The organism is Providencia sp. 2024EL-00732, assembly GCF_044006275.1.
In the GTDB taxonomy this organism is placed as follows: Bacteria; Pseudomonadota; Gammaproteobacteria; order Enterobacterales; family Enterobacteriaceae; genus Providencia; species Providencia huashanensis.
Genome location: NZ_JBIPDG010000001.1, coordinates 478,317 through 502,079, shown reverse-complemented (window position 1 = coordinate 502,079; position 23,763 = coordinate 478,317). Strand labels below are relative to the sequence as shown.

At 37.9% G+C, this 23,763-nt stretch carries 29 protein-coding genes; 11 read left to right on the top strand and 18 right to left on the bottom strand.

Annotated elements, in window-relative coordinates:
- Nucleotides 1-15: 15 nt before the first annotated feature.
- From ACHB7C_RS02345 to ACHB7C_RS02335, 3 genes are all read right to left on the bottom strand, one after another.
- A complete protein-coding gene (locus tag ACHB7C_RS02345; protein WP_131679970.1) occupies nucleotides 16-693 on the bottom strand; it encodes a molecular chaperone in 678 nt (225 codons plus the stop codon).
- On the bottom strand, nucleotides 686-2,050 hold the full coding sequence (locus ACHB7C_RS02340; RefSeq protein ID WP_166684881.1) for a radical SAM protein: 1,365 nt from the start codon (nucleotides 2,048-2,050) through the stop codon (nucleotides 686-688). The genes ACHB7C_RS02345 and ACHB7C_RS02340 overlap by 8 nt, the downstream gene beginning before the upstream one ends.
- 784 nt (nucleotides 2,051-2,834) lie before the next feature.
- Nucleotides 2,835-3,296 (bottom strand): Lrp/AsnC family transcriptional regulator, encoded by a 462-nt coding sequence (locus ACHB7C_RS02335; RefSeq protein ID WP_042843960.1) that lies wholly within the window; start codon nucleotides 3,294-3,296, stop codon nucleotides 2,835-2,837.
- 171 nt (nucleotides 3,297-3,467) lie between these two features.
- Between ACHB7C_RS02335 and ACHB7C_RS02330 the strand changes: the two genes are divergently transcribed.
- On the top strand, nucleotides 3,468-4,079 hold the full coding sequence (locus ACHB7C_RS02330) for a LysE family translocator (RefSeq protein ID WP_048607063.1): 612 nt from the start codon (nucleotides 3,468-3,470) through the stop codon (nucleotides 4,077-4,079).
- Here ACHB7C_RS02330 and ACHB7C_RS02325 read toward each other — a convergent pair.
- Both ACHB7C_RS02325 and ACHB7C_RS02320 read right to left on the bottom strand, forming a co-directional pair.
- A complete protein-coding gene (locus ACHB7C_RS02325) occupies nucleotides 4,076-4,642 on the bottom strand; it encodes a HutD family protein (protein WP_042843962.1) in 567 nt (188 codons plus the stop codon). The genes ACHB7C_RS02330 and ACHB7C_RS02325 overlap by 4 nt on opposite strands.
- A 92-nt stretch (nucleotides 4,643-4,734) precedes the next feature.
- Nucleotides 4,735-6,159 (bottom strand): PLP-dependent aminotransferase family protein, encoded by a 1,425-nt coding sequence (locus ACHB7C_RS02320; protein ID WP_048607059.1) that lies wholly within the window; start codon nucleotides 6,157-6,159, stop codon nucleotides 4,735-4,737.
- Nucleotides 6,160-6,386: 227 nt separating this feature from the next.
- Between ACHB7C_RS02320 and ACHB7C_RS02315 the strand changes: the two genes are divergently transcribed.
- From ACHB7C_RS02315 to zinT, 5 genes are all read left to right on the top strand, one after another.
- Nucleotides 6,387-7,724, top strand: coding sequence for a cytochrome ubiquinol oxidase subunit I (locus ACHB7C_RS02315; protein WP_395346278.1), 1,338 nt, complete (start codon nucleotides 6,387-6,389; stop codon nucleotides 7,722-7,724).
- Nucleotides 7,714-8,724: a cytochrome d ubiquinol oxidase subunit II gene (gene cydB / locus ACHB7C_RS02310; protein ID WP_042843966.1), complete on the top strand. Its 1,011-nt coding sequence runs from the start codon at nucleotides 7,714-7,716 to the stop codon at nucleotides 8,722-8,724. The genes ACHB7C_RS02315 and cydB overlap by 11 nt, the downstream gene beginning before the upstream one ends.
- On the top strand, nucleotides 8,681-8,860 hold the full coding sequence (locus tag ACHB7C_RS02305) for a DUF2474 domain-containing protein (protein WP_048607056.1): 180 nt from the start codon (nucleotides 8,681-8,683) through the stop codon (nucleotides 8,858-8,860). Before cydB ends, ACHB7C_RS02305 begins: the two co-directional genes overlap by 44 nt.
- A gap of 401 nt (nucleotides 8,861-9,261) precedes the next feature.
- Nucleotides 9,262-10,101: a siderophore-interacting protein gene (locus ACHB7C_RS02300; protein ID WP_048607054.1), complete on the top strand. Its 840-nt coding sequence runs from the start codon at nucleotides 9,262-9,264 to the stop codon at nucleotides 10,099-10,101.
- 197 nt (nucleotides 10,102-10,298) lie between these two features.
- Entirely contained in the window at nucleotides 10,299-10,943 is a 645-nt protein-coding gene (gene zinT, locus ACHB7C_RS02295; protein WP_166686561.1) for a metal-binding protein ZinT, read from the top strand.
- A gap of 67 nt (nucleotides 10,944-11,010) precedes the next feature.
- Here the strand turns inward: zinT and phoH are convergent, their stop codons facing one another.
- The 4 genes from phoH to ACHB7C_RS02275 all read right to left on the bottom strand — a co-directional run bounded on the left by phoH (nucleotide 11,011) and on the right by ACHB7C_RS02275 (nucleotide 14,756).
- Complete coding sequence (phoH, locus tag ACHB7C_RS02290) at nucleotides 11,011-11,796, bottom strand: phosphate starvation-inducible protein PhoH (RefSeq protein ID WP_042843969.1); 786 nt, start codon at nucleotides 11,794-11,796, stop codon at nucleotides 11,011-11,013.
- A 494-nt stretch (nucleotides 11,797-12,290) separates the two neighbouring features.
- Nucleotides 12,291-13,241, bottom strand: coding sequence for an endonuclease (locus ACHB7C_RS02285; protein WP_395346584.1), 951 nt, complete (start codon nucleotides 13,239-13,241; stop codon nucleotides 12,291-12,293).
- 244 nt (nucleotides 13,242-13,485) lie between these two features.
- Nucleotides 13,486-13,956, bottom strand: a complete 471-nt coding sequence (locus tag ACHB7C_RS02280) for a threonine/serine exporter (RefSeq protein WP_042843971.1) — start codon at nucleotides 13,954-13,956, stop codon at nucleotides 13,486-13,488.
- Nucleotides 13,947-14,756: a threonine/serine exporter ThrE family protein gene (locus ACHB7C_RS02275; RefSeq protein WP_042843972.1), complete on the bottom strand. Its 810-nt coding sequence runs from the start codon at nucleotides 14,754-14,756 to the stop codon at nucleotides 13,947-13,949. The genes ACHB7C_RS02280 and ACHB7C_RS02275 overlap by 10 nt, the downstream gene beginning before the upstream one ends.
- A 196-nt stretch (nucleotides 14,757-14,952) precedes the next feature.
- Between ACHB7C_RS02275 and ACHB7C_RS02270 the strand changes: the two genes are divergently transcribed.
- Nucleotides 14,953-15,591 (top strand): TetR/AcrR family transcriptional regulator, encoded by a 639-nt coding sequence (locus ACHB7C_RS02270; protein WP_395346274.1) that lies wholly within the window; start codon nucleotides 14,953-14,955, stop codon nucleotides 15,589-15,591.
- Here the strand turns inward: ACHB7C_RS02270 and ACHB7C_RS02265 are convergent, their stop codons facing one another.
- A complete protein-coding gene (locus ACHB7C_RS02265; RefSeq protein WP_129465846.1) occupies nucleotides 15,592-15,993 on the bottom strand; it encodes a hypothetical protein in 402 nt (133 codons plus the stop codon). It abuts the gene before it with no gap.
- A 238-nt stretch (nucleotides 15,994-16,231) separates the two neighbouring features.
- On the opposite strand from ACHB7C_RS02265, the gene ACHB7C_RS02260 reads away from it, so the two are divergent.
- Complete coding sequence (locus ACHB7C_RS02260) at nucleotides 16,232-16,525, top strand: DUF5339 domain-containing protein (protein ID WP_042844358.1); 294 nt, start codon at nucleotides 16,232-16,234, stop codon at nucleotides 16,523-16,525.
- Between the two features lie 75 nt (nucleotides 16,526-16,600).
- On the opposite strand, the gene ACHB7C_RS02255 is transcribed toward ACHB7C_RS02260, so the two are convergent.
- The 5 genes from ACHB7C_RS02255 to ACHB7C_RS02235 form a co-directional block, all read right to left on the bottom strand.
- Nucleotides 16,601-17,038 (bottom strand): universal stress protein, encoded by a 438-nt coding sequence (locus ACHB7C_RS02255; protein WP_042843975.1) that lies wholly within the window; start codon nucleotides 17,036-17,038, stop codon nucleotides 16,601-16,603.
- A 171-nt stretch (nucleotides 17,039-17,209) separates the two neighbouring features.
- Nucleotides 17,210-17,545 (bottom strand): hypothetical protein, encoded by a 336-nt coding sequence (locus ACHB7C_RS02250; RefSeq protein WP_042843976.1) that lies wholly within the window; start codon nucleotides 17,543-17,545, stop codon nucleotides 17,210-17,212.
- Nucleotides 17,546-17,666: 121 nt separating this feature from the next.
- Nucleotides 17,667-18,095 carry a universal stress protein gene (locus ACHB7C_RS02245; RefSeq protein WP_042843978.1) on the bottom strand — a complete coding sequence of 143 codons (429 nt, stop codon included), beginning with the start codon at nucleotides 18,093-18,095 and terminating at the stop codon, nucleotides 17,667-17,669.
- Between the two features lie 111 nt (nucleotides 18,096-18,206).
- Nucleotides 18,207-18,644 (bottom strand): glyoxalase/bleomycin resistance/dioxygenase family protein, encoded by a 438-nt coding sequence (locus tag ACHB7C_RS02240; RefSeq protein WP_042843980.1) that lies wholly within the window; start codon nucleotides 18,642-18,644, stop codon nucleotides 18,207-18,209.
- A gap of 74 nt (nucleotides 18,645-18,718) precedes the next feature.
- Nucleotides 18,719-19,657, bottom strand: coding sequence for a Gfo/Idh/MocA family protein (locus ACHB7C_RS02235; RefSeq protein WP_042843981.1), 939 nt, complete (start codon nucleotides 19,655-19,657; stop codon nucleotides 18,719-18,721).
- Nucleotides 19,658-19,815: 158 nt separating this feature from the next.
- Here ACHB7C_RS02235 and ACHB7C_RS02230 point away from each other — a divergent pair, with 158 nt between their 5' ends.
- Nucleotides 19,816-20,001, top strand: coding sequence for a hypothetical protein (locus ACHB7C_RS02230; protein WP_042843982.1), 186 nt, complete (start codon nucleotides 19,816-19,818; stop codon nucleotides 19,999-20,001).
- Here the strand turns inward: ACHB7C_RS02230 and ACHB7C_RS02225 are convergent.
- Together ACHB7C_RS02225 and sra are read right to left on the bottom strand one after the other, a co-directional pair.
- Nucleotides 19,991-20,770, bottom strand: coding sequence for a YaeF family permuted papain-like enzyme (locus ACHB7C_RS02225; protein ID WP_042843984.1), 780 nt, complete (start codon nucleotides 20,768-20,770; stop codon nucleotides 19,991-19,993). The genes ACHB7C_RS02230 and ACHB7C_RS02225 overlap by 11 nt on opposite strands.
- Nucleotides 20,771-20,999: 229 nt before the next feature.
- Nucleotides 21,000-21,188, bottom strand: a complete 189-nt coding sequence (gene sra, locus ACHB7C_RS02220; protein ID WP_048607043.1) for a stationary-phase-induced ribosome-associated protein — start codon at nucleotides 21,186-21,188, stop codon at nucleotides 21,000-21,002.
- A gap of 306 nt (nucleotides 21,189-21,494) precedes the next feature.
- On the opposite strand from sra, the gene ACHB7C_RS02215 reads away from it, so the two are divergent.
- Nucleotides 21,495-22,139: a glutathione S-transferase family protein gene (locus ACHB7C_RS02215; RefSeq protein ID WP_042843986.1), complete on the top strand. Its 645-nt coding sequence runs from the start codon at nucleotides 21,495-21,497 to the stop codon at nucleotides 22,137-22,139.
- Between the two features lie 43 nt (nucleotides 22,140-22,182).
- On the opposite strand, the gene ACHB7C_RS02210 is transcribed toward ACHB7C_RS02215, so the two are convergent.
- Entirely contained in the window at nucleotides 22,183-22,533 is a 351-nt protein-coding gene (locus ACHB7C_RS02210) for a hypothetical protein (protein WP_181469237.1), read from the bottom strand.
- Nucleotides 22,534-22,946: 413 nt separating this feature from the next.
- Between ACHB7C_RS02210 and ACHB7C_RS02205 the strand changes: the two genes are divergently transcribed.
- A complete protein-coding gene (locus ACHB7C_RS02205; RefSeq protein WP_129465844.1) occupies nucleotides 22,947-23,642 on the top strand; it encodes an aspartate/glutamate racemase family protein in 696 nt (231 codons plus the stop codon).
- Nucleotides 23,643-23,763: the final 121 nt, after the last annotated feature.

Sequence of the window (23,763 nt, the reverse complement as noted above, 5' to 3'; positions counted from 1 at the left end):
TTTGCTTTATTATTATTAATTAACTAATTCATTGATTCTTTTAAGGTCGTTGCGCAAAAAAAGCTCTAAAAGTGAGCTTAATTGGCGATAAAATAAGGTTTCTGCATGGTTATGCATTGCACGGCAAAACGGGGTAATAAATGCTAAAAGATGCGTATCTAAGAATGCAGATGACCCTAGCAATAATTTTTTTGCGTCTTCGCCTAGCTCATTTCCAACATCGGCAATCGCAACAATGCGTTGACTTAAATTCCACATAAAATCTAACTCAAACCCAATATGATCTGCTGCCTCCATGTCACCCTCAGGTAATTGGAACCCATATTTTTGATAAAAGGTTTTTACAGCTAATGTGTTTTCTTGAAACAACAATTTGTCACGGGAGACATAAGTAGACTCCCATGGTGCCGCCGGAGGCGCTTCTGGGCCAATAAATAAGCGGGTAAAATCCCAATGTAAATCTTCAAAACTATCCGCGTTTGCTTGTAACGTCCGTGACTGTAAATCTTTTCCCATTTCCTCAATTGCATTTTTCATCGCGGGTAATGCTTCATCACAAGGGAATAATGCCAACCCCGTATTATCCAAATAATTTAATAACTCAGGGGTAGGTTCTTCTATTAATAAGCGTCTTAATACGTCATAAGCAAATTGACGCGCATAGAGATAATCAAATGTTGGGATGTTATTCATTACAGGAACCTTCATGCAAATCGGCCAATAAAAATTGAGTTGGTGTCGTTAATTCAACCTTCACTTCTTTAATTAAAGGGTTGCCCTGCTCATCAGGCTCAATGATGTGTGAGGTGAGTGCGATGGGTAAATCAACGAGGGAAGTTAAATACAAAATAGATTCGGGATTAAACTGCAAAAAGCCGTGCAACAACTCTTCGTGATAAGAAATTCCCGCTTGTTTTAATAGTCTTGCTACTTGTGGGCGGTCATCACCAAATACTTTGGCGCTTTTATAAAAATAATCGCGAGATGAAAATAGATAATGTTGCCCAATAAGCTGAGCATGTTGCCGAAAAAATGCGTTACTTTGGTATACTTGACCTGTGTGTTTATTCTCCAAGGAACAATAATGCACACCAAGTGATAGCTGTTGTTCTAATGCAAATTTAACCACACGCAAACAAGCTAATTCACTTTGGGAGACAGCAAGCCCACCTGCATACCAATAATTGTAATACACTTCATAAGGGGGGTTTTTAAGTTGAAAGCCCCGTGATTGGTAAGCGTCACTATTTGTTAAAGGAAAACAAAATTCCAATAAGTTAATCCCATCTATACCAATATCATCTAACCGCATGAGTAACTTGTACATTTGCGGTTCAGTGCCTGGGATAACCGGCATCTCCACCATCACCGTCGGGAAAATTTCTCTTGCTAATTCAATGCGGTGTAAAACTTTCTCAATCCGTTCTTCTGCATCATCAATTTTGATGCTAAAGCGAATTTCTTTAAGGCCTGCGTTTGCTAAGGCTACCGCTGTGCTACGGTCTAATGGGTCACCAGCTGTATATAAGCGGCTATGAACCTGAGGTAATTTCTGTTGAACTGCTGCGAAAAACGCAATGCTCTCTTGGCGGAAAAGTAATGGTTCACCTCCCGTTAAAGCAATATGTGTTAGCGGGTATTCTTGCTCTGCAATTGCAGCAACTTCGCCAACAGCGTCCCTCATCTCATGTTGAAAACCTTGGTAGTTCTCTTGGTTAGGATTGAAACAAAAATAGCAGTCGCGGTGGCATTTTAATGATAAAAATGTGGTGTAACTCCCTTCCCCTGTGCGGCACTGCACACAAGCACTCGATAGCCAATGACTATGTATACTCTTTCCATTATTCGCAAAACATGCACCTAGCGCTTTAATATCCTGTTTAAGCTGGTTTATCTCACTTTGCTGTGAAAAAGCAGGTTCAAAACTAAGCCCATATTGAGTAATAGCTTGCTGTGTTTGTCTCTCAATATCCAAATAACGCATAGCATAACGCTTAAACTCAGCGTTATTGATGGTAGGCAACAGCCTATCAGTAATCGGATAAATCATAGTTTTCCTTCAATTTACTGACGAATAGTTTCTTTAAAATTTGAGCTTCATAATTCGAATAAAGAAATATAATAACCATCTAATTCACTGGCAAACTGATAACAGAACAAAGCAGTGCCAATAATTACATTCGTGTTATTGAAATAAACTGGAAATTACCAACTTCATTAAATAAGAAATATTCGCATTATATTTTTTTGATTAATACTAGTATAAGGAAGGGATATAAAATGATGTTGCGCAGGATCAAAAAAAAATCATTTCATTACTGACATATCAAGCAATTAGATTACGCTATCAGTAGTATTGATTTATAAACCCAACAGTTACTATTATTGAGCCAAATACCTAATCAAAAAACGAACCGATATATAAATAAGTACATTTCACATTCTCACACTAAACAACAACGCTACTATTTCACCATAACTTTTCTCTCTATATATTAAAATCAATAATTATATTTCAATTTGTAAAATTAATTTTCAAAATATAATTAAATATCACCTACCCATAGTTAAACAATATTTAATAAATAAAAATTTTATTTTATATTTTACTTATTGTCTTTTCTTAAAATACTAAATAATATATCGGTTACTATTATTGATTCGTCACAACCGCCATAATGCCTGATACAAGGCATATTATGCCCACTATTTTAATTGTTAAATCAAAAAAATGGGGAAATCAGGCTATTTTTACTTACCTGATAACACTGTAGAGCTAACTGAATGTGCCCCAACAAAATTGATAAAACAACAATAAACGATTAGCGATACTGTCATAATGGTAATGCATAAGTCACTTTAACTGTTTCCATTGGCACTTCAGTCTTAATACTTTGAATACTATTAATTTGTGTCAGATGGTCGGCATGGAAACGGCGATATGATGCAAGATCATGTGTCACAATACGGACAAGCGCATCACATTCCCCTGCCATTAAGTGGCATTCAACAACCTCTGGCATTTGCTTTATCTCTTGGACAAATTGATTGATGGTGTGAGCATCCTGCGTTTTAAACCAAATACGCGCAAATAAAGATAACCCCGCCCCAATCTTAGCGCCATCAAGCACCGCAACGTAACGTTTTATCACCCCAGCTTCTTCCAATAATTTAACTCTGCGTAAACAAGGAGAAGGGGAAAGCCCAACTTCTTTAGCTAATTCAATATTTTGAATTTTACCGTCTCGTTGTAAAACCCGTAAAATATGTTTATCTATGGCATCAAGTTTTACCATATTTTCACCTATTGAATCTGAGTGCTATTTTTAAGTTAATTTTTGATATTTAATATCAAAAATTAACGCTTTACAAGCAATAAAAAAACCCAACACTATCGATACATAGTTATAATTTTATTGCGACTGGCCAGTTGTGTTAAATAAAAATAATCAACATGAGGTATTCAAATGGAGTTACAAACTTTGCTGTTATTTAGCGCAACTGTGATCCCTCTGGTATGTACACCAGGACCTGATCTGCTGTTTATTTCTGCTCAAGGCCTTTCCGGCGGAGCCATTGCTGCTTGGAAAGCTAATTTAGGAATTATTATGGGCTATATGACCCATGCTATACTTGCCGCATTAGGGTTATCAGCGATTGTTGCTGCCTCACCAGCCATTTTCCATACAATTAAATGGGTAGGTGTCGCGTATGTGGCTTATCTCGCGGTTTGTATGCTGCTATCAGCCATCAGAACACGTGAAATATGCATTAAAACAGCCTCGACAAAATCAATCATCGGCAAAGCCTTTTTGACCAGCTTTCTCAACCCTAAAGGTCTCTTAGTTTACTTCGCCATCTTACCTAATTTTATCCAATTAAATGAAAGTGTTGCTATTCAATCGTTGATCTTGTCTGCCACTTTTATTTTTTCTTGTATTGTTATTTACGGTGTGATCGGAGCATTATTTGCGTCCATGCATAACAAGCAAACTTATAATGATAAAAAACGCCGCATAACCGAAGGTGTTGCAGGGGGAATGCTGACTTTTGCTGCAATTGGCTTAGCAACCAGCTAGTGAGGCAACAACTCAATCCAAATTAATTTGCTATCGGTGCTAAGTGGCTTAACCTCCCCTTCACCGATATCAGGAAGCCACCAGCCCCCTTGCCCCTTTGCCATTATGTTACAATTTCCACCAAAAACCTCCCACTGGCCCTCAAGTACATAAACAAGACCTGCTTGGTTTGCCGGTAACCTACGTTTTTCAGTCACTAAATAATTTTTAACGCTCCACCTATCTTGCCGAAAAATAAAATTCAATAATTGAGTTGAGGGTTGCTTTATATTAACTGCGCAATACTGCTGAGCAGAAAACTGAATACTGTCACCCACTTGCCCTAGTGGATATTCAACACCCTTGTTATCGGTTAATGAAAGCGGCTGTTTATTAAGCAAGATAGCTAGCCTTTCGCCTTCGGCATAGCGTTTTAAGTAGCTATCTTTATTAATCGTTGCAATACTTGCACGTAAAGAGTAATCCGATGCGACAGGCCAGCAAAAAACCTCTTGGCTAAACCCCCCGCCATCATTCCAATCAAGGATAGGTAACTCCGTCATATCAAAACATTTTATTTTCACATTACCCCCTATGCTGCCATTGGTACTTGTGGTTTTAGCTTAGATTGGCAAAGTTAGTCTCTCAAGGCAATGAATTAACAACAATAATGTGACTATTCGCGCCTCTCATTAATTAAATAGTGACATAAACGACCTAAAGTTTTCATGGCCTCTTCTACTTGCTCGTTCCATGTAAATGAAGCATTCAGACGAAATGCATGGTTGAACTGCTCGCTCGTTGAAAACATACTACCAGGCGCAATACTGATCCCTTCTTTAAGAGCCAATTGATAAAGACGAATAGCATTAAAAGGTGCTTCAAATTCTAACCACAAAAAATACCCGCCTTTAGGCATATTAACTTTTACTGAAGCCGGCATATATTTTGCTATGGCCCCGAGCATCTGATGTTGACGTTGCTCCATAGTTTGCCGCAGTTTACGCAAATGATTGTCATAACCGCCCAGAGAAAGATACTCAGCAATCGCCAATTGAGTCGGTACACTGGCAGAAACTGTGCTCATCATTTGTAAATGTTGAATTTTTGTCGCGTGGTGACCAGCCGCAACCCAGCCAACCCGATAACCCGGCGCTAAACATTTGGAAAATGAAGAGCAATGGAAGAAATTACCTTTGGTATCTAAAGCCTTAGCAGGGATGGGTTGTTTATTGCCAAAATAGAGTTCACCGTAAACATCATCTTCAATTAACGCAATTTGGTGTTTATTGAGAATATCAACTAAGCGCTTTTTGTTAGCCTGTGGCATCGTACCGCCAAGGGGGTTTTGATAGTGAGTCATTAACCAACAGGCTTTAATTGGGTATTTATTCGCTATCTCTTCAAGTGCATCTAGGTCGATACCAAAGATAGGGTCAGTTTTGATAGCTATTGCTTTGAGTTTTAAACGTTCTATCGCCTGTAAAGAACCATAAAATGCTGGAGACTCGATAACAACCCAGTCCCCTGGTTGCGTAACTGATTGTAAGCTAAGAACTAAGGACTCCATCGCCCCAGCTGTAATGACAATTTCATCGGGTGCAACGTGGATCCCTTGAGTGGCATAACGTTGGGCAATATTACGCCGTAATTGCTCATTCCCCGGTGGAAGGTTCGCTGGCGTATTAAATTTTGATAAGCGCCTTGCCACTGAAGCTAGCGATTTAGCAAGCTTTGGTTCATCTAACAGGGCGGGTTCTGGAAATGCGGAGCCAAATGGGATAATATCTGGGTCCTTACAAGCTTGTAGCACACCAAAAATAGAAGCGTTAATCTCTACATTCTCATTTAAATGTAGCCCTTTTCCTCCCTTTGCCGCAGCAAATGAATTATTACGGTTAGCCACATAGTAGCCCGATTGCGGGCGAGCAACGACCCAACCTTGGCTTTCGAGTAATTGGTAGGCTTGTACCACGGTCATTAAACTCAGACCTGATTGCTTAACGCTTTCCCTAAGTGAAGGTAATCTGTCACCAACTTGCCAGATATGGTCTTCAATTTGTTGACGAATTTGCGCTGCTAACTGTTCATATCTCGTCATAGCCGCCTCAACTGTTATAGTTAATTTCTCAATAATTGTTACTATTATAGTTTATCGTCTCATGTTCTACTTATCCACACATTCACCTGACTTTTTTTAACTATAAGCACAAAACATTTTTAGCTGTATTCCGGCGTTAACGATTTTTTGCTAGGGATAAGCGCTTCGATTGTTATCACCAAAGCTTTAAATGGGCGTGCCATTAACATTTCCATTCAGGGGTCAATATGTTTGGACTAAGTGCGTTGGAACTCGCCCGTATTCAATTTGCGTTTACGGTCTCGTTCCATATTATTTTTCCCGCCATTACGATTGGGCTAGCGAGTTACCTCGCTGTGCTTCAAGGTTTATGGCTTAAAACTCGTGATGAAGACTATATAAAGCTGTTCCATTTTTGGTCAAAAGTTTTTGCGGTTAATTTCGGAATGGGTGTCGTTTCTGGGTTGGTAATGGCTTATCAATTTGGGACTAACTGGAGCTTCTTCTCTGATTTTGCAGGCGGTATTACTGGGCCATTACTAACTTATGAAGTCCTCACTGCATTTTTCTTAGAAGCGGGTTTCCTTGGTGTAATGCTGTTTGGTATGAACCGTGTGGGTGAAAAACTTCACTTTTTTGCGACTTGCATGGTCGCACTCGGAACCATTATCTCAACATTCTGGATCTTAGCATCTAACAGCTTCATGCAAACGCCACAAGGCTTTGAAATCATTGATGGTCGTATTGTACCCGTTGACTGGTTGGCCGTTATTTTCAATCCATCCTTCCCTTATCGCCTACTGCACATGACAACCGCAGCATTCCTTGCGGCAGCTTTCTTTGTCGGTGCTTCTGCTGCATGGCACCTACTAAAAGGTAACAAGTCCAGTGCCATGAAAAAGATGTTTTCCATGTCACTGTGGCTAATTTTGGTATTAGCCCCCGTTCAAGCTTTGATTGGTGATGCACACGGCTTAAATACATTGAAACATCAACCAGTTAAAGTTGCTGCAATGGAGGGCCATTGGGAAAACAAACCCGGTGAAGCGACGCCACTTATTTTATTTGGTATCCCCAACCAAGAAAAAGAAAAAACGGAATACGCTATCGAAATCCCTTATCTGGCAAGTTTAATTTTAACACACAGCATTGATAAACAAGTGCCAGCGTTAAAAGAATATGCACCAGAAGATAGGCCAAATGTGTTTATGGTGTTTTGGTCATTCCGCGTCATGGTCGGGCTAGGCTTGTTAATGATAGTTGCTGGCGTGTGGGGGCTTTGGCTGCGTTATCGTAAAAACCTTTACGAGTCAAAAGCATTTTTACGTTTTATTTTCTTCATGGCACCTTCTGGTTTAATCGCTATTCTTGCAGGGTGGTTTACCACAGAAATAGGCCGCCAACCATGGGTTGTCTATGGGTTACAGCGAACCACTGATGCTGTTAGTGCACACGGTGAAATGCACATGAGTATTAGCCTAATCGCTTTCTTTATCGTCTATGGCAGTGTATTCGGTATCGGTTACATGTACATGATGAAATTAATTCGTAAAGGTATCGCGGAGGACGCAACTCATGGGCATTGATTTACCTCTCATTTGGTTTGTCATCATTGTATTTAGTATGTTGATGTATATCGTAATGGATGGCTTCGATTTAGGTATAGGGATCTTGTATCCAGCCCTGAAAGATAGCCAAGACCGCGATTTGATGATGAATAGCGTTGCCCCCGTATGGGATGGCAATGAAACTTGGCTGGTTTTAGGTGGTGCCGCCTTATTTGGTGCATTCCCACTCGCCTATGCAATTGTATTAGATGCTCTTTCTATCCCTTTAACCTTCATGTTATTAGCGTTGATTTTCCGAGGTGTTGCTTTTGAGTTCCGCTTTAGAGCAGACGAATCGCACCGTCGACATTGGGATCATGCCTTTATTTGGGGGTCTATTTTCGCCACATTTGTACAGGGTGTGGTTGTCGGGGCATTTATTCAAGGCTTCCATGTTGAAAACCGCGTTTACATGGGGGGCTATTTTGATTGGTTTGCGCCGTTCCCACTATTTTGTGGTTTTGGCTTAGTCGTGGCATATGCGTTGCTCGCTTGTGGCTGGTTAATCATGAAAACTGAAGGCCACCTACGTCGTACCATGTATCGTATCCTGCGCCCATTAACCTTACTGATGTTAGCTGTTATTGCAATCATTAGCTTATGGACGCCAATGTTAAATGAAGCTGTGTTTGACCGTTGGTTCTCACTCCCTAACCTATTCTTCTTTTTACCTGTTCCATTACTAGTATTAGGCTGCACTTGGTTGATCTTAAAGAGTGCTAAACGCCAGCAACATGATAGCGTGCCATTCTTGGCGGCACTTTTACTGATTTTCCTTGGTTTTACTGGCCTAGGGATCAGTATTTGGCCAACGCTCATTCCGCCAGTAATTAGCTTCCGTGAAGCCGCTGGTCCACCGGAAAGCTTGGGCTTTATGCTCGTTGGTGCATTATTCATTATTCCCGTTATTTTGGTTTATACCTATTGGAGTTACTATGTCTTCAGAGGAAAAATTACCCCAGACCAAGGCTACCACTGATAACGTGATAGCCTCACCTTGGTGGAAAAAACTTGGTTGGATGGCGGTCATTTGGCTAGGGAGTGTATTCGCGTTATTCGCATTCTCTTATCTATTTAAGTTAATGATGACCGCCGCCGGAATGAAAGTGAAGTAGTTAACCTATTGAATGCCGTATAGTTTATATACGGCATATTTTATAAATACGCTGAGTGCATTCAGTGAGTCAAAAGAGTTCATTGCCTAAACGTTACAACGTAACAAAGTACCTTTTTACATATTCAGTCAATTTTTCATGCCTTCAAATGTATTCTTACGACCATACTATACCGCTTTATTTTACTGATTTATCGATTAACCCCTGCTGAATACTCATCCCATCGCTATTCCTTAAGTGGCGGCTATCAGTACAGATCAATCACTCAATTGACTACCGGTTAATAAAACACAAAAATCCTCCCCACAATCATAGACTATGTATTGCAACTTTTCGGCATATTCATGATAATGATAATAATTACCATATAATAAAATTATCATTAACATAGGAGATTGTCCGTGGCTACCGAACAACCCGTTGAAAAAAATATCTACCGCCCGGCTCCACCACAGCTTATCCAAGTTAAATCGATTAGGGATGTCAGCCCTTCTATCCGTTGCATTACCTTCACCGGAGAAAAACTCAGTGCTTATCCTACAGGTTGTGAAGGTGGGCATCTGAAAATTTTTCTCGCTCCTGATTTAAAAAGCCAGCCAGCATTACCTGTATTAACAGAAAAAGGTCGTAGTTGGCCAGAAAATGAGCCCCGTCCATTTGTGAGAACCTATAGTGTGCGTGCTATTCGACCTGAAATAAAAGAAATTGATATTGAATTTGCAATGCATGATGGCGTGACAGGCCCCGCTTATCTTTTCGCTCGGGATGCAAAGCCGGGTAATTGGATGGGGATCACCAATCCTGGTGGTCCAGACCCACTCTTACCTATTAGAAAACACTATTTTATGGCTGGGGATTCTAGCTCATTACCAGCCATTGCCGCATTACTAGAAAAAATGCCTAAAGATGCACAAGGTAAAGTTGTTTTACGGTTAGATAGCCAAGAAGATATTCGTGAATTAGAAAAACCACAACATGTTGAAATTATTTGGATTTGTGGTGATATCACTAAAACGGATGCGTTAATCTCTACTTTTAAATCATGGGACATTCCAACCAGTGATACTGCTTTTTGGATTGCCGGAGAAGACCAAATAATTCGTGATTTACGCCGTTTTATTCGTCGTGAAAAGGGTTTTGGCCGTGAAGATATTTATGCTATCCCATACTGGCGTCATGGCTATGATGAAGAAGGTTACCATCATGAACGCCACGCCGTAATGGATAACCCAGACGATTAAAACCCCCTCTACTCGCTTATTAGGGCTAATAAGCGAGTTTATCTACCCCACCAAACTGTCATTCACAAACGCCACCATTTTATTGCATCGCTTAAAAATGACGTTAAAACACTTTTCATTGCCATTGATGTTATGTTATAACATATCCATTATTTTCTTATCCACTCGATAAAATAGGGAAAATTATTGTGTACAAAATGGCAATTCTAAAAGCGAGCTTATGCACTGTTCTTGCTGTAACCAGCTTTACTGCAATTTCTCATGGCTCACACAGTCACGCTCATCCCCAATCAGAAAAAGCACTTCAAGCTTCCAAAGGGGTTTTTGATGATGCTGATGTCAAAAATAGGTCACTGAGTGATTGGCAAGGTATTTGGGTATCCGTCAACCCATTATTATTAAATGGAAAACTTGATGAAGTGCTCGAAAATAAAGCGAAAAAAAATAAAGATAAAACCGTTGAAGAGTACCGAGAGTATTATAAAAAAGGCTATGCAACGGATGTTGATAGCATCGGTATTGAAAATGACATTATCGAATTTACCCAAAATGGTGTCGTAAATAGCTGCCACTACACATATTCTGGTTATAAAATACTGAATTACGTTTCGGGGAAAAAAGGTGTTCGCTATTTATTTGAGTGCCAAGACGCAAACTCGAAAGCACCAAAATATATTCAATTTAGCGACCATATCATTGAGCCGCAAACCTCGGGCCACTTCCATTTATATATGGGTAATGATTCGCAAGAAAAATTATTAGGGCAACTAGAAAATTGGCCAACCTACTACCCTTATACTTTAACCGATGAACAAATTGTGCACGAAATGTTATATCACTAATCAACCGCTTTCAGATTAAACAAGATGCCCCGTAACTAACCACGGGGCATCAGCAATAATGACGATATTAATGGTTATAAGCCAACAATGCCTTATGACACAATTGTGACCGAACACAATCTTCAATCGTGAAATTCACCATTGAGACCATTTCATCACTACTAAAACGTTGTAATGCATCTGCCAACCCTGATGGCACATTCTCAGGTAAATCACATTGTGTGACGTCACCATTAACAATTACCGTCACATTCTCACCTAATCGGGTTAAAAACATCTTCATTTGTGTGACTGTGACATTCTGCGCTTCGTCTAAAATTACAATCGCATTTTCAAAGGTTCTACCACGCATATAGGCAAATGGCGCTATTTCCACCTTAGCAATTTCAGGACGTAAACAATATTGTAAAAAAGAGGCTCCTAACCTTTTCAGCAAAACGTCATAGACAGGACGAAAGTAAGGTGCAAATTTTTCCGACATATCCCCCGGTAAGAAACCGAGATCTTCCTCCGCTTGAAGAACAGGTCTTGTCACAATAATCTTATTGATATCTTTATGAATTAACGCATCCGCAGCAAGTGCAGTACTTATGTAGGTTTTCCCACACCCCGCTTCACCATTAGCAAAAATTAATTGCTTATGCTTAATGGAATTAATATAGAGCTTTTGAGCGTCATTTCTTGGCAAGATAGGAGATTCATCACGACGTTCTTTTGCCATACCAATAGGCTCAATGCCTGTAAATTCAGCAAAAGACGCAACATTATTCATATCAAACCGACCAGAACGGTCTTTACGTGATGAACGTTTCATTTCACGACGTGCCTTTGTTGCAGCTTTCTGTCTACTCATAGTATTAACCCTTCCAGGTATCAGTGATGTCAATTCAAATGACGGACTATTCAAAACAGAGAGGAGCTCCCTTCAAGCTCATAGTTAATGGTGGAACTTGTGCTTGGCGATATAATTTCATTTCAGAAAAGTCACCAATAAAAAACCGGTTACCAATCTCACCATGACAGTTCCATGATGGAGTGGTAACCGGTTTTTCATACACCTAAATAAACAATTATTTCCCATTAGTTTCTCCTGTGACAGCGATACCTTTAAACTAATGAATCTGTATGACATTAATATGACAAACTGCAACATTTTTTGAAACCCGATGAGCTCATGTTTTTGCTACAGTTTTTTATTTACATTAAATATAGCGTTATTTTTTTTCGAAAAGCAACATTTTTCTAACATTTTTTAATGGTTTTGTGATAAAAAACATTTGGTGTCATAGCTAAAAAATAAAATAAGCTAATCAAATAATTACCTAGTTAGGTGAAATAAACATATCGTCAACGTGGTTTACAATTTCCCGCTAATATAAAACCAGCTGCTTTAGCCTCGGCCTCTGTTGCAAACATTTTAGCATTTTTATCTGCGGTGGTTTTAAAGCCTGAACAGTGTGAAAAATGGTATTTTTTTGAGTTAATGTTGCCTTTGATTTCATAGGATTCAGGTCTATTTGTCACTCGTTGCTGATTGTGACTATAAGTGGATGATGGCGGTTGTGAAACACGCAACCCTTCCCCTGTATTTTTATGATTTAAACGCCATTTTTTTTCCCCTGTCACAAATGGATTATGATGCCCCATGACTTTTGCTATTCGCTCATCTCGTTGCATTTCCCACTGACTAGGCGGATATTTTTCATCCCAAGCCATTAATAATTGTTGCTGTTGGCGTGACATCGATAAATTATAACGGTCATGCATATAAAAATAGACACGAGCAACTTGGCCTTTGACTTCATTACGGGGCTCAAATACCCTCTGTGCAAAGTCTACACGGCTCCGGCACATTCCATACGGATAAGCTACATCATTGCCCAATTGCCCAAAACGGTAATTGCTTCGGTCACCATTAACTTCCCCTATGGATGGAGCCAAATTATGCAAATCAGCCTCCATCATCCCAAATACTGGGTCAGTTGAAACACAATTTTTTCTGCCGCCTTTTTGCCAACATTGTCGTTGATGCCCAAAGACCCACGCCGGAACAATATGCTCCCATTCAATTCGTTGAGCACGTGTTTGCTGTTTACGCACTTGGTAGCCGCAGGAGGCTAAATCAACTTGTCCACCGCTTTTGCCTGACCATTCCCACTGACAACCACAATATAGGGTCCCTTCGCCCTGTTTATTTTGGTCTTTATACACCTGATTTTTACTGAGAACTTTAGCTTCTGTAAACGAATTTGGTGATGAAAATGCAGGAATGGAAAAAAGAATAATTATAAAAGGAATAAAACGTTTAACGTATTTAAATACACTGGATTGTTTCAAAATAGCACCGATGACTAGAATAACAGCAAAAAATAAGAATAAGGTGATAGGATTAACGCTAACACCTTAAAGTATATAAGAAAATATACATCTATTCTAATCAAATAAAAACACAAATGGTATCAGGAGTCACTCAATTTTATCTATTAAAACCATGATGAGAATTTATGCAAAGTTAGTAGAAACTGTTACTTTTAATTTATCATTAAACACTCGGCCTTTTGCGGTAAAGCCATAAACCAGGTAACGAGATACCAATAGATAATGCCCCAACGATAAAAGATGCTTTGAGAAAATTAGTAACTAAAACCTCAATTAACTCAGGGTTATAACCAAATTGAGAGATTTTCACGACCGAAATCATCGCAATATAAGCACTAATTCCCGGAAACATCGGTATCACCGCAGCGACAGTAAAAACCTTAGGGTGTGCTAACCACCAGCGAGACCACTGAATACCAATCACCCCAACGAGTATAGCGGATACAAAACTGGCCCATTCTATTTGTAAACCAAATTCAATTAATACAATTCTAGAGCCATAACCAATCGCGCCTAATAATGCACAATATTTTAATGCTCTAGCAGGAACATTAAATACCATAGCAAAACCTACCGCAGGGATTGCAGCTAACGCCATCTTTTCAGCTAATTCAAGTAGAAAACTTATGCCCATTCTCTTAAATCCCATATTGTCATAGCAACTACCACACCAATACATGTCGCTAATGTCAGCAAACTTGCCATGGTCCAACGTGCAACCCCTGTATTGACATGCCCTTTGAACATATCAGCAACCGCATTGATCAACGGAAAACCAGGCACTAACAGCAATACGCTTGCTGCCATCGAGATGGTTTCTGTAACCGCCAAATATGGGATCTTCAACAATAGGCCTGAAACGGAGGTGGCAACAAACGCAGTCATACAAAAATTAATCAACGGGTTCATTTGGTGAGACGTTAAGACTTGGCGAATATACATCGCACATCCACTGGCTATAAATGTAATCAATGCACTTTCCCAGCCCCCGCCATTTAAGGTACTAAAACAAGCACAAGATAATGCCACCATGAATACCATTAACCATCGGGGGTAACGTAACGGTTTAATTAACGACAGTTTTTTCTGCAATTGTTTACTGTCTAATAAATGATGCTCTACAAGGATCACCGCATGCTGAACCTCAGTAACAACATGCATGTTAATCCCACGATCAATAATACGACGAGTGGATGTTAAACAACGCCCATCAATAATTGTGGTCAATACCAGTGAATTCGATGAAATTGCACTATCAACCTGACTTGCCCCAAGAGCAATACCAACACGTGTCGTAAGTTGTTCAACTAACATACTTTCGGCACCATGCTGTAAGAGAAGTAAACCACACTCGATACACAGCCTGGTTATTTCTCTCTGCTTATTAATTGATTCATTCTCGCTGACGTTTTGCTCTGTTGCACACCCTACCATCTCGTCCCCCCTAATGACATCCATTCAGATATCGACTTAAACATGTTAACCTCTAAAATATCATAGAGCTAAACATACGTTGAATTTATGATCTCTTTCAGGTAAAAGCGCGAATAAGGTGACTTGATTCAAACTATTTTGGTAAAATTGATAACATTATTTTGTTGTTGAGTAAAAAGGGGAAGATTAATCATTTATGAATAACCCATTAGTGGCTAAAACCCCAAAAGGGAAACGCCGTAATCAAGCATTAATCACTGCCGCTGCTGATATTTTTCTTCAGTATGGTTTTGAAGGGGCGACTTTGGATATGATTATTGAGCGGGCGGGTGGTTCTCGTTCTACCCTGTACAAAAACTTTGGTGATAAAGAAGGGTTATTTGCAGCCGTGGTTGCCGCTATGATAGATGACATCTTTATTGAGCCAAATGAAAAAGCTCCAAAACTCGATACAATTGAAATGGTTTTATCATTTTACGGTTCCCGCTTTCTCTTGAATGTCCTTAAGCCACAATCCATTGGTTTATATCGGCTAATTCTTGGCGAATATAACCGATTCCCCGAAATCAGTCAGGCCTTTTTTGAACAAGGCCCTGTAAAAAGCTACCGTTCACTCACACAAAAACTCAGTCAATTACCTGATGTTAAAGTGGATGAAACAACACTCCTAAGTATTTCTTCCCGTTTCCTAGAAATGTTAAAAGCGGATGTATTCATTACAACTTTTTGTGTCGCTGATTTAAAACCTAGCGATGAATTTATTGAACAACAAATCACCCTTTCTGTTGATATCATTGCCAGCTATATACGCAAAATAAGTTCCACTGCAATATAACTAAATTAAAGCTAACTCAGCTTGCTCTTTGGCTGTTTTAACATCAACGGCTAACAAAACTTCAGGACCATACAATTCTGATAACATAGGTGCCATACGTTCTTTTTCTTCTTTATCGCTGCCATCTGGTTGCAACGTCACAACCATGGCACGGCAATGTTGTTCCATAGGTTCTTTTGCATATTTTAGCCAACGGCGTACATATTTCATCCCTTCCATATCTTCCCTCGATGGTTTTTCTTGCACGGCAATTGGCGGATAAACCAACACAAATTGCTCTCTTCTCGCTAATAGTAAATCCATTTCCTCTACCCATAAGCGTGTTTCATCCATTGATGTAGGAAAGGTATTCATTACACAGACAGGCCAGTTCTCTGTGCTGACTATAATTTTATTTGCCATAGTTATTCTCTCATACCAATAAAGTGTACTTGAATGTACACTTTTTCGCTGCACTAAGTCAAGAATGATTATCATTTCTATTTTGCAAAATATGCTATAACGCCAAGTTATGGAAAGGAATAGTCTTAATATGTATGTAATTTTTATATCTTAAAAACATTAGCAACCTTTGAGTGGTGCGTTTTTTTATATGGAATGTTATCCTGATTATATTATGACTTTTAAAAGCGAAATTATGATGAAAAGAACTCTTCCGTTAATCTGTGGTCTATTTGTGGCTCTAACCGCTTTTAATGCAAGTGCAGGGCCAACATGTGATACCTATTTTAAAGAAATGAATGATCTGGTTAAACAAGCAGAAGAACAATACAAAGACGAAGCTAATGCGGGAGAGCAAATTGCCTTAATGAAATCCCAATTAGAAGAGGCGAAAAAGGCATTAGCAAGCTACCCCGATGATGCCCAAGAGCAAGCCTGTAGCCAAGCCCTTAAAGCTATTGAACAAGCGAAAGAAGCGGTCAAAACGAAGTAGTTTCGTTCATGTATATCACCTAAAAAAATACAGCCTAAAATTAGGCTGTATTTTTATTCTTACTTGCAATTCTTTCTAGCGAACAACAAGTACTGATATTTTAGCGTAAGAAACAATACCTGAAGCATTAGAACCTAATAAATGGGTTGAAATACTCGGATTACGAGAACCGATTACAATTAAATCAGCATTAATACTTTCAGCTTCTGATAACACTTTATCTCTTGGTGAACCAAATTCAACCTTATAAGTGATTTTGTCTGAAGGGTAATCAATTTTTTCAATAATTTCTTTTAATTGCTCTTCAGAACGTTCTACTGCTTTTTTAGCGAAAGAAGACAGTAAATCATAATGATAGCTATAGCTCATAGAGAACCTTGAAACATCAGGTACTGAGTGGAATAAGTGAATTGTCGCATTAGTCATTTTAGCCAAGTAAACAGCATGTTTTAATGCGTTATCTGTTAGTACATCTTCAGATATATCCACGGGAACCAAAATTGTCTTATACATATGATGCCCTCTTTAATTGTGTTTATCCTCTTTTAAACCGTATTTTAGTTAATTTTTACGATTTAATCGTTAGGAAGTGCGGGTGAATATTTACTATTTCATCGATAAAAGTATAGTATTTCTATTGTAAAAAAGCTGTGAACTTCCCTAACATTACGACAAAAAATAGACCTATTCTTCTAAATGCCATTTATGCAAAATACGATGAATAAAGGGTGTTACAATCAAGCCAATACTGATAATAAAAACACTTTGTAGAAATAAACCATAAATAGCAATAAAAAAGCGACCAGCACGCGTAATCGGTGCAGGCTCTATTGGTTGCCCACTTAGCATTGATAATGCATTTAGCATTGACTCAATCAGTGAGTGACCTTCTATACAATAGAAACCGATAATACCGGGCAATAACCCGAGGAAAAACACCAAAAGCGATAACAAATAAAAACGCAAAACTCGAAGCAAGAAATACTCAATACGTAATAATTCTTTTGAAAATTTTTCCATAGGGATTCAAAAATTCCTTACTATAAATAAAATAGATTCTATACTTTACCCACTAAATTTATAACTAAAGAAATCCTATTTAGAAAGAACCTACATTTATAGGTAGGTTCTTATCTGTAAATTAACGAACAACAAGCACTGAAGTTTCTGCGTAACGAACAATACCCGCAGCTGTAGAGCCTAAAAGATGAGTCGTGATATTCGGGCGGCGTGAACCAATGACAATAATATCAGCATTGATATCCTTTGCAGTATTAATCACTTCATCACGAGGGGAACCAAATGTAATGGTGTAGCTAACATGATCATGAGGTAGATCTATAGAATCCATTAGCATTTTCATATCCTCTTCTGCTTTAACTGTTGCACGGTCTTTTATTTCCATGTAACCCAAAGCATAGGCATTAATAATTGCAGATGATATAGGCAAAACGTGAATAAGGTGAATGTTAGCACCCGATTGTTTTGCAAGATTGACAGCATGACGAACCGCTTTACTGGTTAATTCATCTTCAGTTAAATCAATAGGGACCAGAATCGTTTTATACATAACCCCTCCACAAAATAGTTAAAATTAAGATTTACCATAAAATTATAAACAATTAGCTAAGAATGTCTCTCATTCACAAAGATAAATGAGATCTCTAGCGATAATTTAAAGCTATTCTCTTAACCAAGGTGTAACTGTTAATCCAATAAGAATACCTTCAGGACTTAACAAACGAGTTACCGTTTGTCCCCAAGGCTCAATTTGATTAGAGACTAATAATTTATAGCCATGTTCGAGGCAAGTTTGAGTGATTTTATCAATATCTGAAACTTCAAATTCCATCCAACTTTGGGGGATAGGAATTTCAACTGGCCATTGTCGTTCTTTAAAACAAGACAATGCTGCTTGCTCAATCGGCCAAAGTGCAAAATGTTTAGTTCCATTGAGAGCATCTTGCTCACAAGTCAAATACTGACTCCCCTCTTCTATTGGTTTTAAGGGCAGTTTTAGTACATCCAAATAAAAATGCTGACTCATTGGGTGATCAACAACAATGGGGCCAAAACCCGCAATAAATAACACCTCTGAACTATTTGTTAAGTTTAGCATATGGGGATCTCACTATCATGGCTGCTGAAATAAAAAAATGATAATCGACTTTATATTTAACTCTAACTATTTAATTAAGTATTCGCCATTTGCTTTGATTCTAAAATCATTTTTTCAACCAGCCTTTGAGCCATAATCGCCTGCTCACCACTGATCAATGGTTGAGACTGGTTTGAAACCGAGTCAATAAAGTGACGAATTGCCCCATCGAAACCACGTTGTAGTAAGGTTGAATCCCAACTTCCGGGATTTGCCTCATGAATACCAGTGCCGTCTTCACTTCGCCAATGATTCATATTGGTTATTTGGTGTATGCTATCTTCTGCCACAGCAATCAGTTTCTCTTGTTGGCTCCCAGCTTTTCGATGCATAGATGTCGTTAGCCAACATAGCCCTGCTTGTATATGGTGTTCCGCGTAAAAAAGTTCACCTTGTGATGTTGCTTGAATATTTCCACTGATTAATTTCGCCTCTGAGTCAGCCCCCGCCATCCAAATTACGGTGTCGACCACATGCAAGTAATCATCTAATAATGTGAACCTAACATCTTTTGGTCCAACACTGTTCGTACGATGTTTTTCCATACGAAGTGAAGAAATATTTTGTAAGTCATATTTTAAAGCCATGTAGAAAGGTGAAAACCGGCGATTAAAACCAACCATTAACCCTTTCTGTCGAAGGTCTGCTAATTCAATTAATTGCTCAGACTGTTCAATCTGCTCAGTTAATGGTTTATCAACATAAACATGCACATTTAAATCTAATAACCTTTTTATGACCTCATAGTGGCTTGCAGTAGCACTATGTACAAAAACCGCATCACACTGCTGAGCGAGAGAATCAAGACGACTAAATAGCTCTATTCGATATCTGTCACAAACTAATCTGGCTTTCGATTGATTCGGCGAAAATGCGCCTATTAATTCCCAATTATCTTCCTTGGTTAAGATGGGTAAGTACGCCTTTTGCGCAATTGAGCCTAAACCTACGACACCAATTTTTAGTTTTCTCATACTGAATACACTCTATAGTCGATTATCTAGGCTGAAATAATCGCATTAAACGATTTTTTTTAAATAAAATTATTAGTAAAAACACAAAAAAAACAGCTTAATTAACATTAACTAGTTGTTTTTCATGCATAAATAAAATAAATCAGTAGAAATAAAGAATGAGTAGCAATACAAAAAAAGGGGTTGATTTATTAAATGAGAATGGTTATCTTTTACCTCGTGAATACTTGAGTAAATTACTCAAGTTTATCACAAACGACATTGCTCACATTGCTTCCAGTTTAGCAGGCCAACTTAATACGTTGGCCTTTTTTTTGCTTGTAAAACAATGCGCTATTTTTTAAAGATAGCGTTACTGAAGCTCCACGATTTCAAATGGCCAACATAAACTAAGCGCTGAGTTGGCATAAACGTTGGCACATCCCCTGTACGCATATGTAATATATCTGCTGGGGTTATCCATGATGAATTTCCTTCAAATAAAGGAATACCTGCATATTTGTATGCATCAATAACGAACTGAGAACAAAAGAAACCATTTGCTTGGTCTACGTCATCACCTAACTGGACTTTAGCTAACGTCTGTAGACAAAAATTGCGTATTGTTTCACCAATTAATGGTAGTTCACATATTCTTTTTGTCACCATCCAAGGGGCTATCATCACAATACCTTTATAATTATATTTACGCCCATCATTACGCATCGAAAATTCACGTAATTTATCTGCGTGTAGTGATGTAAGACCCGACTGTCGCAATACCACCATATTATTCGAATCCCTTACGGCTTGGTTCAATGAAATAACTCTCACACCACTGCCAACAGATTCAGCAACCTCACCAAGTCCCAAATAAATAGATGCATGACTTACACCACTAATACTAAATAGCCTAATTCCCCACGAGTTTAACCCTGTCGCTGAAGACAAAAGAATATCGCCAGGCAACATGTCGGAAACAGCAAGTGGTTCAACGGAATCTTTAATAGGAATAGTATTGGCATGTTGGATACTGAATTTTAAACGATTTGTTTTTTCATCTGATTTAAATTGAGTAGAACACCCTGTTAAAAACATATAACACAAAAACAACAACCAACAGTAAGATTTCATCCAAAAGCGCCTAATCGTAATCATTATTTTTCATTTTATACAATGGATGGAATCTTAACGTTTAATTATATTTCTGACTACAATTATTGTTATAAAAAATTATATTCAGCTAAATATGATTAATTTATTTCGTATTAAAAATAGGATAAGAAATGAGTTTTTTATTAAAAACTAAGTGAAGAGTGTTATTTTAACCCCCTAGAGGGTACTAGAGGGTTAAAAATAATAATTAACCGACTACATATTCAGGGTAAAAAACGGTAATTGAATGATATGTTTTCTTTTCTGTTGCTTTGTTTTTTTGGACTGCTACAGCAATATTATCTTTAGAACCAATAGACACTCGAATATTCTTCTTAGAACGGCTCAATTTGTAAGGCATACCTAATAAACGACGTGCGCTATTATTACTAACCATTATCGACTCCTTAAACTACTAAATTAAAATTCATTAAAAAAATGAATATCAACAAATATAGTCATCGTTGACCACAAAGGTTTTTTTTGTTTTGTATCAATAACAAAACCAACTACAACTCAATTAGTATACCATTAATATAAATATATATAATCCAGTTATTCTTATTAGTTTACTCCCGTAACTACAACTGGGTTTTATTTCAATCACCGTAGGCGGGGTTATCGCAATAACTATAAAAATACAATTGCATAACATAACTATCTATGTTAGTTGAATATTATTATTTTTAAGGGGCTAGATAAAATGTTAAAGATATTAGGTCGAACATCCTCAATTAATGTTCGTAAAGTGTTATGGACAGCACACGAACTGAACCTTGAATTTATTCATGAAGACCAATGGGGAAATACAGAATCTCTAAAACAACTAAACTACTTAAAACTAAACCCTAATGCACTCATTCCAGTATTAATTCATGACCAAGGAGCATTATGGGAAAGCAATACAATATGTCGCTATTTAGCAGCAACAACCCAACATGAAAATATATTACCAACAGACCCTCTTGCTAGAGCCGAAGTTGAAAAATGGATGGATTGGCAAAGCGCTGAACTAAACCCTGCTTGGCGAGCCGCTTTCATGGCCCTAATTAGAAGAGACCCCTTCTATTTACAACACTATGAGCTAGTAGAATCCAGTATTGTTTTATGGAACGAAAAGATGCTAATACTGGATTCTGTTTTAGCACAAAATAAGACCACAAAAAACCACTACGACTACCTATGCGGGGAGTATTTTACCCTGGCAGATATTGTTGTAACACTGTCTATTCAGCGTTGGCTACTAACACCTTTAAATCGGCCGAACACTCCATTTTTAATCGATTATTATCATAGAATGATAAACCGCCCAGCAGCATTAAAATGTATCGACCCAAACACCGCCTAGCATTGCCTTATAACAAGCTACTGACAGCAATAAATACAAATAGCTACGATAACGACTCTAACGGAGATGCTGGGCTAGAACATTTGTCATGCCAAATTTGGTTGACCTGTTCTGGCAACAGTATTTCATGACCGCCATCAACAAATGGAATGGAAATATCCATTCGACCTTCATCATTCGTATACGCTTTAACGATAAAACGTTTAAATCCGTCAGGCTTATCATTTTTATACCGATAAACTTCCCCACATACATAACCAACCTTACCTTTATCGGCAGTATAACGAGCGAAGTGATATTCTATATTTCTAAACTCAGCGGCTTGCGGGTATGCCAAAACATCATTAACATTCTTTTTGACTTGCTCAACTAAACTTAATTGGGTTGGCTTCATATATAGTGCCCCTAATAGAAAAGCAGCACCAAAAATAAGTATCGCAATGATTATTTTAAAAAAATTCATTTGATGGTCGCCATTACCTTACCAATATTATGCATGTGATTTCATTTATGATAATAACTGTATATCATTTAAAATCCATCTTTAAAACGTAAATATTGTTAACTTAGCTCATTTTATTTGATTTTTATTACATCAACAGCCAAAGACCATGCAATAAGTAATGTTTAAATGAAATTAATACCATACATAAGCCAAATATAAAAACAGATTAAACTTAGGTTTAAGACCATGCATATTTTTATATAAGTAAAAAACAGTCATCTTTATAATGCTATCGCATTGTGATTATTGATAAAATATTAGTATAGTTAAAACTAAAACTGTCAGTTATACGGAGCCCCACAATGAAAACAATTGGACTTATTGGTGGTATGAGCTGGGAATCTACTCTGCTTTATTATCAACAACTTAATGAAGGCATTAAACAACATTTAGGTGGCTTACATTCTGCAAAAATTATTTTATATAGTGTAGATTTCGCCGAGATAGAACACTACCAAGCCAATGGTCAATGGGATTTGGCAGCTCAATGCTTAGCTGAGGCAGGGAATCGTTTAAAGCTTGCAGGCGCTGATTTCCTTGTTCTATGTACGAATACAATGCATAAAGTTGCCACGGCAATTGAAATGGAAACTAACCTCCCTCTACTACATATTGCTGATGCAACAGGTGAGCGGATAGTACAATATGGTTTAAAAAAAATAGGGTTACTGGGAACTTCGTTTACTATGGAGCAACCTTTCTATAAAGATAGGCTAACAAATAAATTTAATTTAGACGTATTAACGCCTAATCTTGATGATAGAAAAATTATTCATGAGATTATTTATAATGAGCTTTGTTTAGGGAAAATAAACCAAGCATCAAAAAAAGAATACCAACGGGTTATGTCATCATTAGTACAACAAGGAGCCGAAGGGATTATTTTCGGATGTACTGAAATTACATTATTAGTTAATGAAAAAGATACCACAGCCAAAGTATTTGATACGACAGCTATCCATGCTCAAAAAGCGGTGGAAATCGCATTATCTATTTGATTATCAGGGTAACAATAGATACTGCCTTCAATACCATTAGAAGGTAGTATCTACTAATTAAATCTAATCTATTCAGCGTGCTTATTAGTGTAATAAGCATAATTTATCATTCATCATGATA

Coding starts and splice junctions, on each gene's coding strand:
- ACHB7C_RS02345 (WP_131679970.1), bottom strand. CDS start 693: ATGAATAACATCCCAACATTTGATTATCTCTATGCGCGTCAATTTGCT.
- ACHB7C_RS02340 (WP_166684881.1), bottom strand. CDS start 2,050: ATGATTTATCCGATTACTGATAGGCTGTTGCCTACCATCAATAACGCT.
- ACHB7C_RS02335 (WP_042843960.1), bottom strand. CDS start 3,296: ATGGTAAAACTTGATGCCATAGATAAACATATTTTACGGGTTTTACAA.
- ACHB7C_RS02330 (WP_048607063.1), top strand. CDS start 3,468: ATGGAGTTACAAACTTTGCTGTTATTTAGCGCAACTGTGATCCCTCTG.
- ACHB7C_RS02320 (WP_048607059.1), bottom strand. CDS start 6,159: ATGACGAGATATGAACAGTTAGCAGCGCAAATTCGTCAACAAATTGAA.
- ACHB7C_RS02315 (WP_395346278.1), top strand. CDS start 6,387: ATGTTTGGACTAAGTGCGTTGGAACTCGCCCGTATTCAATTTGCGTTT.
- cydB (WP_042843966.1), top strand. CDS start 7,714: ATGGGCATTGATTTACCTCTCATTTGGTTTGTCATCATTGTATTTAGT.
- ACHB7C_RS02305 (WP_048607056.1), top strand. CDS start 8,681: ATGTCTTCAGAGGAAAAATTACCCCAGACCAAGGCTACCACTGATAAC.
- zinT (WP_166686561.1), top strand. CDS start 10,299: ATGGCAATTCTAAAAGCGAGCTTATGCACTGTTCTTGCTGTAACCAGC.
- phoH (WP_042843969.1), bottom strand. CDS start 11,796: ATGAGTAGACAGAAAGCTGCAACAAAGGCACGTCGTGAAATGAAACGT.
- ACHB7C_RS02280 (WP_042843971.1), bottom strand. CDS start 13,956: ATGGGCATAAGTTTTCTACTTGAATTAGCTGAAAAGATGGCGTTAGCT.
- ACHB7C_RS02275 (WP_042843972.1), bottom strand. CDS start 14,756: ATGGTAGGGTGTGCAACAGAGCAAAACGTCAGCGAGAATGAATCAATT.
- ACHB7C_RS02270 (WP_395346274.1), top strand. CDS start 14,953: ATGAATAACCCATTAGTGGCTAAAACCCCAAAAGGGAAACGCCGTAAT.
- ACHB7C_RS02265 (WP_129465846.1), bottom strand. CDS start 15,993: ATGGCAAATAAAATTATAGTCAGCACAGAGAACTGGCCTGTCTGTGTA.
- ACHB7C_RS02260 (WP_042844358.1), top strand. CDS start 16,232: ATGAAAAGAACTCTTCCGTTAATCTGTGGTCTATTTGTGGCTCTAACC.
- ACHB7C_RS02255 (WP_042843975.1), bottom strand. CDS start 17,038: ATGTATAAGACAATTTTGGTTCCCGTGGATATATCTGAAGATGTACTA.
- ACHB7C_RS02250 (WP_042843976.1), bottom strand. CDS start 17,545: ATGGAAAAATTTTCAAAAGAATTATTACGTATTGAGTATTTCTTGCTT.
- ACHB7C_RS02245 (WP_042843978.1), bottom strand. CDS start 18,095: ATGTATAAAACGATTCTGGTCCCTATTGATTTAACTGAAGATGAATTA.
- ACHB7C_RS02240 (WP_042843980.1), bottom strand. CDS start 18,644: ATGCTAAACTTAACAAATAGTTCAGAGGTGTTATTTATTGCGGGTTTT.
- ACHB7C_RS02235 (WP_042843981.1), bottom strand. CDS start 19,657: ATGAGAAAACTAAAAATTGGTGTCGTAGGTTTAGGCTCAATTGCGCAA.
- ACHB7C_RS02230 (WP_042843982.1), top strand. CDS start 19,816: ATGAGTAGCAATACAAAAAAAGGGGTTGATTTATTAAATGAGAATGGT.
- ACHB7C_RS02225 (WP_042843984.1), bottom strand. CDS start 20,770: ATGAAATCTTACTGTTGGTTGTTGTTTTTGTGTTATATGTTTTTAACA.
- sra (WP_048607043.1), bottom strand. CDS start 21,188: ATGGTTAGTAATAATAGCGCACGTCGTTTATTAGGTATGCCTTACAAA.
- ACHB7C_RS02215 (WP_042843986.1), top strand. CDS start 21,495: ATGTTAAAGATATTAGGTCGAACATCCTCAATTAATGTTCGTAAAGTG.
- ACHB7C_RS02210 (WP_181469237.1), bottom strand. CDS start 22,533: ATGAAGCCAACCCAATTAAGTTTAGTTGAGCAAGTCAAAAAGAATGTT.
- ACHB7C_RS02205 (WP_129465844.1), top strand. CDS start 22,947: ATGAAAACAATTGGACTTATTGGTGGTATGAGCTGGGAATCTACTCTG.